At 61.5% G+C, this 13,955-nt stretch carries 10 protein-coding genes; 7 read left to right on the top strand and 3 right to left on the bottom strand.

Translation table 11 applies throughout. From position 1 onward, the window contains the following. Positions 1–70 precede the first annotated feature (70 nt). The 3 genes from HPY67_15620 to HPY67_15630 all read right to left on the bottom strand — a co-directional run bounded on the left by HPY67_15620 (position 71) and on the right by HPY67_15630 (position 3,402). Positions 71–1,273: a DegT/DnrJ/EryC1/StrS family aminotransferase gene (locus HPY67_15620; GenBank protein ID NPV06142.1), complete on the bottom strand. Its 1,203-nt coding sequence runs from the start codon at positions 1,271–1,273 to the stop codon at positions 71–73. Between the two features lie 150 nt (positions 1,274–1,423). Then, positions 1,424–2,581, bottom strand: a complete 1,158-nt coding sequence (locus HPY67_15625) for an iron-containing alcohol dehydrogenase (GenBank protein NPV06143.1) — start codon at positions 2,579–2,581, stop codon at positions 1,424–1,426. Positions 2,582–2,667: 86 nt separating this feature from the next. Beyond that, positions 2,668–3,402, bottom strand: coding sequence for an RNA methyltransferase (locus tag HPY67_15630; GenBank protein ID NPV06144.1), 735 nt, complete (start codon positions 3,400–3,402; stop codon positions 2,668–2,670). A 178-nt stretch (positions 3,403–3,580) separates the two neighbouring features. On the opposite strand from HPY67_15630, the gene rsmG reads away from it, so the two are divergent. The 7 genes from rsmG to gyrA all read left to right on the top strand — a co-directional run bounded on the left by rsmG (position 3,581) and on the right by gyrA (position 13,929). Next, complete coding sequence (rsmG, locus tag HPY67_15635; protein ID NPV06145.1) at positions 3,581–4,195, top strand: 16S rRNA (guanine(527)-N(7))-methyltransferase RsmG; 615 nt, start codon at positions 3,581–3,583, stop codon at positions 4,193–4,195. 150 nt (positions 4,196–4,345) lie between these two features. Further along, on the top strand, positions 4,346–5,122 hold the full coding sequence (locus HPY67_15640) for a ParA family protein (protein NPV06146.1): 777 nt from the start codon (positions 4,346–4,348) through the stop codon (positions 5,120–5,122). Beyond that, positions 5,119–5,967 (top strand): ParB/RepB/Spo0J family partition protein, encoded by an 849-nt coding sequence (locus HPY67_15645; protein NPV06147.1) that lies wholly within the window; start codon positions 5,119–5,121, stop codon positions 5,965–5,967. The genes HPY67_15640 and HPY67_15645 overlap by 4 nt, the downstream gene beginning before the upstream one ends. Positions 5,968–6,089: 122 nt before the next feature. Next, positions 6,090–7,442 (top strand): chromosomal replication initiator protein DnaA, encoded by a 1,353-nt coding sequence (gene dnaA / locus HPY67_15650; protein NPV06148.1) that lies wholly within the window; start codon positions 6,090–6,092, stop codon positions 7,440–7,442. 233 nt (positions 7,443–7,675) lie between these two features. Next, positions 7,676–8,797: a DNA polymerase III subunit beta gene (dnaN, locus tag HPY67_15655; protein NPV06149.1), complete on the top strand. Its 1,122-nt coding sequence runs from the start codon at positions 7,676–7,678 to the stop codon at positions 8,795–8,797. A gap of 76 nt (positions 8,798–8,873) precedes the next feature. Further along, the gene (gyrB, locus tag HPY67_15660) at positions 8,874–11,291 is read left to right on the top strand and encodes a DNA topoisomerase (ATP-hydrolyzing) subunit B (GenBank protein ID NPV06150.1); all 2,418 of its coding nucleotides are present in this window, start codon (positions 8,874–8,876) and stop codon (positions 11,289–11,291) included. A 139-nt stretch (positions 11,292–11,430) separates the two neighbouring features. After that, positions 11,431–13,929, top strand: coding sequence for a DNA gyrase subunit A (gene gyrA, locus HPY67_15665; protein NPV06151.1), 2,499 nt, complete (start codon positions 11,431–11,433; stop codon positions 13,927–13,929). Positions 13,930–13,955: the final 26 nt, after the last annotated feature.

Genomic DNA, 13,955 nt, shown 5'->3' on the forward strand with positions numbered 1-13,955 from the left:
CCTGTCTCCTAGTCGATATGCCGCGTCGCGGCCTGCGAAGGGCTTGCGGCGAAGGGCCCTTCGAGAATGTTCAGATCGCCTTTGCCGCCCTCTCTGCGGCGGCGGCGATCTGGTCGATGCGCCCCTCCGGCATCTTCACGGGGATGGCCATGAAGAGCGTCCGCGACAGGATCTCCTCGGCCTTCGGGTAGAGCTCCCGGCCGTACGAGGCCTTGCCCTTGTAGGACGGGTCGGCGAAGGGATACTTGGCCGAGCAGGCCGTGCACTTGGCGATGAAGTGCTCCCAGTTGGGCAGGTAGTGCCAGAAATTCTCGTAGAAGTACACGAAGTCGACGCCGTTTTCCGACATGGCCTTCTGAAACCTCTTCGTGACCGCCGCCGAGGGCAGGCTGAAGGCGATGAACGTGGCCGTGTCGCCGTCCGGGTCGGGGATGTTGCGGAACCGGATGCCCGGCACCCCGCTCAGCGCCCCCCTCACGGCGGCCTTGTTCTTTCTCTGCTCCCCGATGATCGTGTCGAGCTTGCGGAGCTGCGCCAACCCGAGTGCCCCCTGGAGCTCGCTCATGCGGAAGTTGAAGCCCAGGATGAACCGGCCCTCCATGGCCCTCGTCACGGCGGGGTTGTGGTCGTGGCCGTGATCGTGGTACCAGTCCGCGCGGTCGTAGATCTCCTTGCTGTCCGTGACCACCATGCCGCCCTCGCCTGTCGTCATGGTCTTGTAGTAGTCGAAGCTGAGGATCCCGGCATCGCCGAAGGTGCCCAGCTTCTTCCCCCGGAAGCTGCCGCCCGCGCTCTGGGCGTTGTCCTCGAGCACCTTGAGGTTGTGCTTTTTCGCGATCTCCACGATCCTGTCGATGCGCGAGGGCGCCCCGCACATGTGCACGGGGATGACGGCCTTCGTGTACGGGGTGATCCTCTTTTCGATGCTGTCGGGGTCGAGATTCAGGCTGTCATCGATGTCGCCGACCACGGGAACGGCCCCCGTCTCCAGGACCGCCTCGTAGGTGGCGATGAACGTGAAGGGCGGCACGATCACCTCGTCCCCCGGCCCCACGTCCATGGCCGTCAGGGCCACCTTCAGCGCCGCCGTGCCCGAGGAGACTCCCAGGGCGTACCCGGCGCCCAGGTACTTTGCGAACTCCTGCTCGAACTGGCGGACCTTGAAGACGCCCCTGCGCTCCTTGTCATGCCCGTAGCGCATCAGGACGCCCGTCTCCAGCACCTCCACGACCTCCTTGATTTCCTCTTTTCCGATCAGCTCAGAACCGGCCATTCTTGCTGCCTCCAGTTTCTCTATGATGTTTCGTGATACCGTTACGAACAGACCCGATCCGGCCTTCGCGAAGTTACGATGTTGAGAGGGTAAGAGGTTCAGAAATTCCTTCTCTGTCTTACCTTCTCACCCTCGTACCTTCTTCCTTCTTCACAGGGCCGTGCGGTAGATCGCGATGGCGTCCTCGAGGGTCACCTTGCGGGGGTTGTTCTCGAGGGGCCGGGCGACCGTCATGGCCACCCGTGCCATTTCGGGGAAGTCCTCCTCGGGGATCCCGAGTTCCTCGAGACCCGTGGCGATGCCGCAATCCTCGATCAGGTCGTCGACGGCCTCCACGGCCAGCATCGCCGCGTCACGAACGGAGAGCCCCTCGGTGTTCTCCCCCATGGCCTCGGCCACGAGGGCGAACTTCTCCAGGGCCCCGGGCAGGTTGTACTCCATGATCCTGGGCAGCATCAGCGTGTTGGCAATGCCGTGGGAGATCCCGTACTTGCCTCCCAGCGGATAGGACAGCGAGTGCGCTGCGCCGACACCGGCGTTTGCCAGCCCGATGCCCGCGTACAGGCTCCCGAGCATCTGGGCCTCCCGGGCCTCGAGGTCCTTGCCGTTGTGGACGCAGGTTCGCAGGTTCCCGGCGATGAGCCGGATGGCCTCCAGCGAGAACATCTCGCTTACGGGGCTTGCGATCACTGACGTGTAGGACTCGATGGCGTGGCAGAGCGCATCGATGCCCGATGCGGCCGTCGGCTGCGGGGGGAGGCTCAGGGTGAGTTCCGGGTCGAGCAGCGCAAGGTCCGGGTACATGTATACGCTGTTCATCCCTTCCTTCTTTTGAAGATCGGGCCTTACGAAGACGGCCGTGAACGTCACCTCGCTGCCCGTCCCCGCCGTCGTCGGCACCATGATCGTCGGGAGTCCCGGTCCCGGGACCTTGTTGAGGCCCAGGAAGTCCTTCGCCTCGGCCCCGTGGGCCGCAACCACGGCGACGGCCTTGGCCACGTCCATGGCGCTCCCGCCGCCGATGCCGATGACGATGTCGCACTTGCCCTTCAGGGCGAGCTTGGCACCCTCGTCGGCCTGCTCGAGGGGCGGCTCCGGCAACACCTTGTCGTACAGGACGGCCTTCATGCCCTCCCGGTCGAACATCTCCGCGATCCTGTCCCGCATCCCCAGATTGGCCAGGTTGCCGTCGAGCGCGACAAAGGGCTTTTCCGCCCTCAGGTCACGCACCTGGGCTGCTAGCCCGGAAAAGGTGCCGCAGCCGAAGACGATCTTTCTTGCTCCCGTGAAGGAAAAGGTTTTCGTCATGAATCGATCCTCCTGCAACCCCTTTTGATGCTTATGGAATTTCCGAGGGCGCTTCGGTGCAGCATCGCGCAGACCGCCTTTGAAAGTCAAGGATTTTGTTTCCCGCAGTACCATTCGAGCTGTCTGCAGAACCCCCGGATGATCTTCACCTCCCGCGACCGCAGCTCCACCCGCGACAGGAGTCGCCTGATGCTGGTCATCCAGTACTCGGGATTCTGGGGATTGATGAAGCCGATGCGGACACTCACCTCCTTGATGTGCCGGTACATCCCCTCGAGTTCCCCCGATGTGGCGAGTCTCGGTGCGAATGTCCTCTTCTCGGAGGCAGCCGTGAAGATTTCGTAGCAAAGGATCATGACGGCATGCGAGAGATTGATGGAGCGGAAACGCTCCGAAACCGGGATGTGCACAAGCATATGCCCGTAACGAAGCTCCTCGTTGGTCAGTCCGGCGTCCTCGGCGCCGAAGAGCAGGGCCACCCTGTTTTTCCTCGATATTTCAACGAGTTTTTCCGCTGCCTCCCGGGGCGTCTGGAAGGCGGGCCTGGCACGGCCCACCCGGGCCGTCGTCGCCACGATGTACTGAAATCCCGACAGGGCCTCTGCCAGGTCGCGCTCGTAGCGGATGCGCTCCACGACGTCGGAGGCCAGGTGCGTGGACATCTGCAGGATCTTCTCCCGGTCGTAATCGATGTCGCTTACGACCAGGAGGTTTTCGATGCCCATGTTCTTGGCGCAGCGGGCCGCGGACCCGATGTTGCCCGGGTACTTGGGTCTGTTGAGCACGACGGTGACATTCTCGAGAAGCACTCCGGCGGCCATACCTGAAACCCTCTCTGCAACGTGGCGCGAGTTTACCACAGATCCGGCGATCGATCCCCTCTTTTTCGTTGCGGCCCCGCGTCCCGTCTGGTAAGCGAAGACCAGCGCGGGCATTCGGCAACGGCAGCAGGCAATGGGCGGGAGTTTCAAACAGATTCTTCTGGCAGCGGCGGTCGAGATGGGGATTGTCATCGATCAGGACCGTCTTGCCCTCTTCGAGGAATACCGTAAGACGCTGCTGCTGTGGAACAGCAGGATGAACCTCGTGTCCCTGCGTTCGGAGACCGACCTGCCCGTGAGACACTTCATCGATTCGCTCACGCTCCTGCCCTTTCTCCCCGCGGGGGGGACCAGGCTTCTCGACATTGGTTCGGGGGCAGGGTTCCCTGCGATTCCTCTCAAGATTTTCCGACCCGATCTCCACTTCACCCTGCTGGAGTCCTCACGCAAGAAGTGCTCCTTCCTCAAGGAGGTCATCCGGAAACTGGGGCTGAAGGACATCGCGGTCGCGCAGAGCCGCCTCGAGGCGCTCCTGTCCAGCAAGACCCCGCCTGTGTACGACATGATCGTATCCCGTGCGACGTTCAAGATGAACGAGCTCCTGGAACTCTCCTTTCCTCTTCTCAGGCCCGGGGGGATTCTTGCCGCGATGAAGGGGCCCGGCCTGGAAGACGAGACAGGACCCCTGGATACAATGAAACTCAAAGGATTCCGAGTCCTTAAAGACCACTCGTTCACCCTTCCGCTCACCGGGGACCGGCGGCGGATCGTCCTTGTGGATAAACCCGGCTGAAACGACGGTCACTGTAATTATAACTTTCTAATTTTATTAGATAAATTAGTTTTTTGCCCCTCCGAAAATTTCCTTTGAAAAACCCCCTTTTTATGCTAGCATCGACCAACATTATCCAGCCGGCTAGACTTCCAGTTTCCGCGATACAGCATGCGTAAAATTATTTGTATTGCCAATCAAAAGGGAGGGGTCGGGAAGACCACGACGGCCATAAATCTTTCGTCGTCCCTCGCCGCGGCCGAAAAGAGGGTACTGCTCATCGACGGCGACCCCCAGGGCAACACGACCAGCGGTATGGGGATCGACAAGGCCTTGATCGAAAACAAGAATCTTTACCATGCCCTCATCGGCCGCTGCAGCCTCGAGGAGATCATCGTGAAGACACAGATCCCGACTCTCGATGTGGCGCCGTCGAACCAGGATCTCGTCGGCGTGGAGATCGAGTTCGTCTCCCTCGAGGAGCGGGAAAAAAGGCTCAAAAACCTCCTGGCGAAGCTGCAGGTCCCATACGATTATTGCATCATCGACTGCCCGCCGTCACTCGGTTTCCTCACGCTCAATGCGCTGGTGGCGTCGGATTACGTGATCATCCCTCTTCAATGCGAGTATTTCGCCCTCGAGGGGTTGGCTCACCTGTTGAACACCGTCAAGCTCGTCCGCTCCAGGATGAACCCGTCTCTTTCCCTCGGGGGGATCCTGCTCACGATGTTCGACGTCCGCAACCGCCTGTCCCACAGGGTCGTCGAGGAGGTCAGGAACCATTTCGGCTCGAAGGTCTTCAACACGGTGATTCCGCGAAACGTCAGGATCTCCGAGAGTCCCAGTCACGGGCTCCCGATCATTCTCTACGATGTGAAGTCCCGAGGGGCCGTGGCCTACATGGATCTGGCCCACGAAATTCTCTACGACGGGAGAGTCCAGGGATGATCAAGAAAAACTCGCTGGGGAGGGGTCTTGGGGCCATGTTCCCCGACCTCCTGGAGAAGATCGGGGACAAGCCCGTCCTCGTGACATGCGGCATCGAGGAGCTCGTCCCGAACCGCTACCAGGCAAGGAAGGATTTCGACCCCGAGGAGCACAAGAGCCTCGTCGCGTCGATCCGAAAGAGCGGGATCATCCAGCCCATCGTGGCCAGAAAATTCGACGGGGGCTACGAGATCATCGCAGGCGAGCGACGCTGGCGGGCTGCCCAGGAGGCAGGGCTCAAGAGCGTGCCGGTCATCCTACGCGAAGCGGCGGACCAGGACACGGCGGTTCTCTCGCTCATCGAAAACCTCCTGAGGGCAGACCTCAACCCGATCGAGGAGGCCGAGGCATTCCATCGGCTGATCAACGAGTTCGGCCTGTCGCACGAGGCCCTTTCCGAGACCGTCGGCAAGGACCGCTCCACGGTCACCAACGCCCTGAGACTGCTCAAGCTCCCGAGGGAGATCCGCGAGGCCATCGCCAAGGGGACCCTCTCGGCAGGTCATGCACGGGCCATCCTCGCGCTGGAAACGATCGAGGAACAGAATCACCTGTTCAGGTCGATCCTCTCAAAGGGTCTTACCGTGAGGGAGGCCGAGGCCCTTGCAAGGGGAAAGCGGAAGGCGGGAAACGTGAAGAAAACGCGCGGTGCCGACGAGCACCTCGCGGAAATCGAAAAGCGGCTCGCCCGGCGCCTGATGACAAGAGTCACCGTCCGCTCCGGGAGGAAGGGAGGAGCTATCGAGATTCGTTTCAGCTCTCCCGAGGAGCTCGACAGGCTTCTGGATGTTCTCCTGCGGACGTGACCGCGTCGGGAACTGTGCGTTTATCGGAAAACGCCAATGATTGCAACGGACTGACCCTGGCTGGATTCTCATGTTTTTGTTGTCAACAATTGTTTAATTTCTGTTTATAAGGCAGGGGGACCGTGGAATCTTTCTGGAAAAAAAGTGTTGATATCATAAGGGAAAAGGTTACGAAGCAAAATTTCGATACCTGGATCAGCCCCCTGAGGATCAGCTCGCTGGAGCCATCGGGTGTCGAACTTTCGGTCCCAAACCGCTTTTTCCGGGACTGGCTGACCGAACACTTCATGGACGTCATCAAGGACTCGGTTTCGTCCGTATCCGGGGTGCCCATGACCGTCCGGTTCAGCATCGACAAGACTCCCGTACAGGCGAGACCCGACGTTTCAGATTCGGCGCAGGCCGACCGCCCGAAACCGGCCGAGCCCGCGATTCCTGTTAACCGGATTCACCCTTCGCTGAACCTGAATTACAACTTCGACCGTTTCGTCGTCGGGCCGAGCAACCAGTTTGCCCATGCCGCAGCGGTTGCCGTCGCGGAGGCGCCCGCAAAGAACTACAACCCGCTTTTCATCTACGGCGGTGTGGGCCTCGGCAAGACGCACCTCCTGAACGCCATCGGGCTTCACACCTTCAAGATCGACCCCTCGGCCAATATCCTCTACGTTTCAGCCGAGGAGTTCATGAACGAGATGATCAATTCGATCCGCTATGACAAGATGCAGCAATTCAGGGAAAAGTACCGCAATATCGACTCATTGCTCATTGATGACATACAGTTCATAGCCGGGAAGGAACGGACGCAGGAAGAGTTTTTCCACACGTTCAACACGCTGCACGACTCGGGCAAGCAGATCGTCGTCACGAGCGACAAGTTCCCCAAAGACATCCCGAACCTGGAGGGAAGGCTCCGCTCCCGGTTCGAGTGGGGCCTGATCGCCGACATCCAGCCCCCGGAAATCGAGACGAAGGTGGCCATTGTCGACAAGAAGGCCCAGGAAAACAACATCTCGCTCCCAAAAAATGTGGCCTACTACATTGCCTCGAAAGCGGAATCGAACATTCGGGAACTCGAGGGGTTCATCATCCGCATCGGGGCCTATGCGTCACTCACGGGACGGGAAATCGACATGGATCTCGTCAAGGAAGTGCTGAAAAAATTCTTCAAGCAGGGTGAAAAGCCGGAAGTGACCATCGACGAGATCATGAAGACGGTTGCTGCAAAATTCAACATCAGAATCGCGGACTTGAAATCTCATAAAAAGAACAAGAACCTGGTGATCCCGCGGCAGATTGCCATGTATCTTGCAAGAAGGCTCACCTCCCACTCGTTCCCTGACATCGGTGCCAAGATCGGCGGGAAAGATCACTCGACGGTCATCTATGCGAACAACAAGATAAAGGACCTGCTGGAGAAAGACCCGAAGATGGAGCTTGTCGTCAGGGAAATTGAAGAGAGTCTCAACAGGAGCTGACAGGGTTGCGAGGGGGATATCCACACCGTGAGGCAAGACATCTTGTCGACCGGGAAGAGGAAAGGGAGATATCCACATATGAACAGTCCCTATTATGATTAATCCTCTTACTCCTCTTTTTCTGTTTTATTAAAGAGAGTAAATAGGGCCTGTGAAACGTGGGGAGAGAGTTGGGAGAAGGGATGCCTTGAGCGGGGCCACTGCGAATAAAGTGACGGAAAGGATGCGGGCTTATGGAATTCAGTGTGAAGCGTGACGTTTTCCTGGGCGGTGTTCAGAGGACACTGGGTATTGTGGACAGGCGCACGTCGATGCCGGTACTGAACAATGTTCTGATCAGGGCAGAGTCGGAACGGATCCGCATCGTGGCGACGGACCGAGAAATCGGTCTCATTGCGGACTACGAGGCGGAGGTCATCCGGGAAGGGGAGATCACGCTTCCGGCCCGCAAGCTCTACGAGATGATTCGGGAAATTCAGGGAGAGCAGGTCCACTTCAAGAAGGAGGAGACGAACTGGGTGGCCATCAACTGCGGGAAGGTCAACTTCCGGGTCCCGGGCATACCGGCGGAGGAATTCCCGAAGATCGTGGACGATGAGGAGGTCGGGTTTATCCGGGTCGACGGCGCGATGCTCGGCGACATGATCAAGAAGACCTACTTTGCCATGTCCACCGACGAGTCCAGGGTCAATCTCAACGGCGTCTACCTCAAGGCGGAGAAGGAGCAGACGGGGGAGTTCATGATGCGCATGGTCGCGACCGACGGCCACCGGCTCTCCATCGCCGGCGCAAACCCCAAGGTCGAGCAGGTCATGGAGCTCGAAAGGGGAATGATCATCCCCCGAAAGGGGATCACGGAGATTCGCCGCCTCGTCGAGGACAGGGACGGGGCCGTCGAGATAGGGGCCCGGAAGGGCATGTGCGTGCTGAAGAAGGACGGCATTGTCCTGAAGGTCAGCCTCATCGATGCCGAATTCCCCGACTACAAGCGCGTCATCCCGAAGGACAAGGGGACCCAGGTGGAGCTCGACCGCGCGGCGGTCCTCCACGCGCTCAGGAGAATGAGCGTGATGGCCAGCGAACGCTACAACGGCGTTCGGATCAAGCTGCTGACGGACAAGATGGTCCTCAATTCCATCAACCCCGATGTCGGCGAGGCCAGCGAGGAGGTCGAAATCCAGTACCAGGAGGGCGACGTCGAGGTCGGCTTCAACGTCCGCTACCTGCTGGAGGCCATCGAGGCCGTCGACGAGGAGAGGTTCGTGCTTGAGATCCGAAGCGGTCTGAGGCCCGCCATGGTCAGGCCGGCCCAGGACAGCGGCTACATGTGCATCGTGATGCCGCTGAAGATTTAGCCGCAGGGCACGGGTGACAAGCCGCCGCTCAGGCAGGGGAGTCCAATCAAGAAGCCAGGAGTTGTGAAGAACCAACATGTCTGAAACCTACAGCGCTGACAGCATCAAGGTATTGAACGGTCTCGAGGCGGTCCGCAAGCGGCCCGCCATGTACATCGGCAGCACCGGCCGCGACGGTCTGCACCACCTGGTCTACGAGGTGGTGGACAACAGCGTCGACGAGGCCGTCGCGGGCTTCTGTGACACGATCGTCGTGAAGATCCGCGTCGACAACAGCATCCAGGTCGACGACAACGGCCGCGGCATCCCCGTGGACATGCACAAGACCGAGGGGGTCTCGGCCGCAGAGGTCGTCATGACGAAGCTGCACGCCGGCGGCAAGTTCGACCGCGAGACCTACAAGATCTCGGGCGGCCTGCACGGCGTCGGCGTCTCCGTGGTCAACGCCCTGTCGAGCCACCTCGAGCTGGAGGTGCGCCGCGACGGCAAGGTGTACCGCCAGTCCTACGAGCGCGGTGTCCCCACGGCGCCGCTCAAGGAAGTGGGCAAGACGAAGGGCAGGGGCACGACGGTCACCTTCACGCCCGACCCGGAGGTTTTCGAGGAGACGGAGTTCAGCTTCGACATCCTCTCGAACCGCATGCGGGAGCTCGCCTTCCTGAACAAGGGAATCCGCATCATCCTCATCGACGAGAGAAACGATGAGAAGGCCGAGTTCCACTACCAGGGCGGCATCGTCTCCTTCGTCGAGTTCATCAACAAGAACAAGGGCGTCCTGCACAAGAAGCCCATCTACATCGAGGGCGAAAAGGAGGACTGCATCGCCGAGGTCGCCATCCAGTACAACGACACCTACGGCGAGAACGTCTTTTCCTACGCCAACAGCATCAACACGACCGAGGGCGGCACCCACCTGAGCGGGTTCCGGTCCGCCCTGACGCGGGCGATCAACAACTACGCCATGCAGAACGGCTTCCTGAAAAACGGGAAGGACTCGATCAAGGGCGAGGACGTGCGTGAAGGCCTCGCCGCCGTCATCAGCGTCAAGATCCGCGAACCCCAGTTCGAGGGGCAGACGAAGACCAAGCTCGGAAACAGCGAGGTGAAGGGCCTCGTCGAGGGCATCGTCTACGACAAGCTCACCACCTACTTCGAGGAGCACCCGCCCGTGGCCAGGGCGATCATCGGCAAGGCCCTTGAAGCCTCGAGGGCCCGCGAGGCGGCCCGGCGCGCCAAGGAACTCACCCGGCGAAAGAGCGCCCTCGAGGTCTCGACCCTTCCCGGCAAGCTTGCCGACTGCCAGGAGAAGGACCCGGCCGCAAGCGAGCTCTACCTCGTCGAGGGAGACTCCGCGGGAGGCTCCGCCAAGCAGGGCCGCGACCGCCGCAACCAGGCCATCCTGCCCCTGCGCGGCAAGGTGCTCAACGTCGAGAAGGCCCGCTTCGACAAGATCCTGCAGAACGAGGAGATCAAGACCATCGTCACGGCGCTCGGCGTGGGGATCGGCGGCAGCGACGACGAGGACGACATCGACATCGAGAGGCTGCGCTACCACAAGGTCATCATCATGACCGACGCCGACGTCGACGGCTCGCACATCCGCACCCTGCTGCTCACCTTCTTCTTCCGCAAGATGCGGAAGCTCGTGGAGCGCGGCTATCTCTACATCGCCCAGCCGCCGCTGTACAAGATCGGCGACAAGAAGCGCGAGCTCTACATCAGCACCGACGAGGAGATGAGGAAATTCATCCTCGAGAACGGCGTGAGCCGTATCCGCGTGGGATCGGGCAACGGCAACGCCATCACGGGCAACCGGCTGGCCACCCTGATCCAGCGCGCCATGCGGCTCGACACGATCCTCCAGAAATTCGACAAGGAGGAAAAGAACCGGGACGTCATCCACGTGTTGGCGGCGGACCCTTCCTTCACGGCCGCCGACTTCGCCTCCGAGCAAGCCCTCGCGGCCGTCGGCAAGCGGGTGGCCAGGATTCTCGGGGAGCAGGTCGTGCAGGTCGGCACGGACTTCAACCTCGAACACGGGGGCTACAATCTGGTCTTCACGGTCCGGCGCGACGGCCTCGAGACGAACACGGTCATCGACAGCGATCTCTTCGCCTCGCCGAAGTTCATCGAGGCGAGAAACCTGCTCACGCAGCTCAAGGCCCTCGGGGAGCCGCCCTTCACGGTCTTCGTGGACGACGGCGAGGAGAAGGACAGCCGCAAGTTCGACAGCCTTCAGGCCCTCACGGAGTTCGTCATGAACCTAGGCAAGAAGGGCCTCACCATTCAGCGCTACAAGGGTCTCGGCGAGATGAACCCCGAGCAGCTCTGGGAGACCACCATGAACCCCGAGAAGCGGACCCTGCTGCAGGTGAAGGTGGAGGACGCCCTGGCGGCAGACGAGATCTTCACGACGCTGATGGGCGATCAGGTGGAGCCGCGCAAGGAGTTCATCTACCGCAACGCACAGTACGTCTCGAACCTGGACATCTGACGCCGCCTCGCGGCAGGCAACGGGCTTCAGGCGCCGGGCCCCGGGATGAGCAAGCCGAGGGACCGGAAGCCAGAATGCCGACACTTTCCGTCCCCCCGGGAAGGGGGGAATTTTGTTTCCCGAAGGAGAGTCGCTTTTCATGGAGCTCTATCAGAAGAACATCCCGGTGAACATCGAAGACGAGATGAAGAAGTCCTACATGGACTACGCCATGAGCGTCATCATCGGGCGGGCCATCCCGGACGTGCGCGACGGCCTCAAGCCCGTCCACCGGCGCGCGCTGTTCGCGATGCACGAGATGGGAAACCGGTGGAACCGGCCCTACCGGAAGTCGGCCCGCATCGTCGGCGACATCATCGGCAAGTACCACCCCCACGGAGATTCCGCGGCCTACGACACGATCGTGCGCATGGCACAGGACTTCTCGATGCGCTACCCGCTCATCGACGGCCAGGGCAACTTCGGCTCCGTCGACGGCGACCCGCCGGCGGCGATGCGGTACACGGAAATCCGGATGGCCCGGATCGCCGAGGAGCTCCTGGAGGACCTCGACAAGAACACCGTCGACTTCGTGCCCAACTACGACGGCTCCCTGGAAGAGCCCGTGGTGCTGCCCTCGCGGCTGCCGATGCTGCTCCTGAACGGAACCTCCGGGATCGCTGTCGGGGTCGCCACGAACATCCCGCCGCACAACCTGGGCGAGGTCGTCGACGGCACGGTGGCCCTCATCCGCAACCCCGACATCTCCGTCGAGGAGCTCATGCAGCACATCCAGGGACCCGACTTCCCCACGGCGGGCTTCATCAACGGCCGCGACGGGATCCTCTCGGCCTACCGGACGGGTCGCGGCACCGTGCGCATCCGCGCGCGGGCCATGGTCGAGCGGGCCCACCGCACCGAGCGCGAGAGCATCGTCATCACGCAGCTGCCCTACCTGGTCAACAAGGCGAGCCTCATCGAGAAGATCTCCGAGCTCGTCAAGGAGCGCAAGATCGAGGGCATCGCCGACCTGCGCGACGAGTCGGACCGCGACGGCATCCGCATTGTCATCGATCTCAAGCGCGACGAGGTCTCCGGCGTCATCCTCAACCAGCTCTTCAAGCACACCCAGATGGAGAGCACCTTCGGGATCAGCATGCTGGCCATCGACGCCGGGCAGCCGCGGGTCATGAACCTCAAGGAGATGCTCCAGCGCTTCGTCGATTTCCGGAAGACCGTCGTCACGCGCAGGACGATCTTCGAGCTCAACAAGGCCAGCGAGCGGGCCCATATCCTCGAGGGGCTCATCACGGCGCTGGACCACATCGACGCCGTCGTGGCCCTCATCAAGGCCTCCGAGGACCCGCAGGCGGCCGCGGCCGGCCTCATGTCGACCTTCGGCCTCTCCGAGGTGCAGGCCAAGGCGATTCTGGAGATGCGCCTGCAGCGACTCACGGGGCTCGAGCGCGGCAAGATCCTCGCGGAGCACGCCGAGCTCACACAGCTCATCGCGAAGCTCAAGGGGATCCTCGAGGATCCCCAGAAGGTCCTCGACATCATCGTGGAGGAGCTCCTGGACTCCAAGAAGCGTTTCGGCGACGAGCGCCGGACGGAAATCGTCGAGTCGACGGAGGACATCGACATCGAGGACCTGATCGTCGAGGAGGACATGGTCGTCACCGTGTCCCACCAGGGCTACATCAAGCGCAACGCCGCCAGCCTCTACCGGATCCAGCGCCGCGGCGGCAAGGGCAAGGTCGGGATGACCACGAAGGAGGAGGACTTCGTGGAGCACATCTTCATCGCCTCGACGCATCACTACATCCTCATCTTCACGAACCAGGGACGCGTCTACTGGCTCAAGGTCTACCAGATCCCCCAGGCGGGGCGCGCCGCCAAGGGGAAGGCGATCGTGAACCTCGTCAACATGAACCCCGGCGAGAAGGTGGCCGCCATTCTCCCCGTGCGCGACTTCGAGGACAACCGGTTCGTCGTCATGGCCACCAAGAAGGGCATCATCAAGAAGACGGAGCTTGCGGCCTTCTCCAACCCGCGCACCGGGGGCATCATCGCGATCAACGTCGAGGCCGGCGACGAACTCATGGACGTCAAGCAGACCAACGGATCCCAGGAGATCTTCCTCGGGACCCGCAAGGGCATGGCCATCCGCTTCAAGGAGGACGACGTCCGCCCCATGGGCCGCACGGCCACGGGCGTCATCGGGATCCGGATGGACGACGACGACTACGTGGTGGGCATGGAAATCCTCACCGAGGGCAATTCCATCATGACCGTCTCCGAGCGCGGCTTCGGCAAGCGCACCGAGATCGAGGAGTACCGCCTCCAGAGCCGGGGCGGCAAGGGAATCCTGAATCTCAAGACCACCCCGCGGATCGGCCTCGTCTCGGGCATCCGCCAGGTGACGGGCAACGAGGACCTGATGCTCATCAGCGACTCGGGGAACATCATCCGAATCCGCGTCGACGAGGTCCCCGTGCTGCACCGCGTGACCCAGGGCGTGAAGCTCATCGACCTCGAGGAGGGCGAGAACTTCTCCGGCATCGCCCGGGTGGAGCGCGAGAGCGACGCCCGCGGCGGGGATGACTCCGCCGAGGGGGAAACGCTGTTCGACGCGGAGGACGACGGACGGGAGGCCTGATCCCGCGCACCGGGGCGCCTGCGCTT

It is taken from the genome of Syntrophaceae bacterium, assembly GCA_013177795.1.
Taxonomy (GTDB): Bacteria; Desulfobacterota; Syntrophia; order Syntrophales; family UBA2192; genus UBA2192.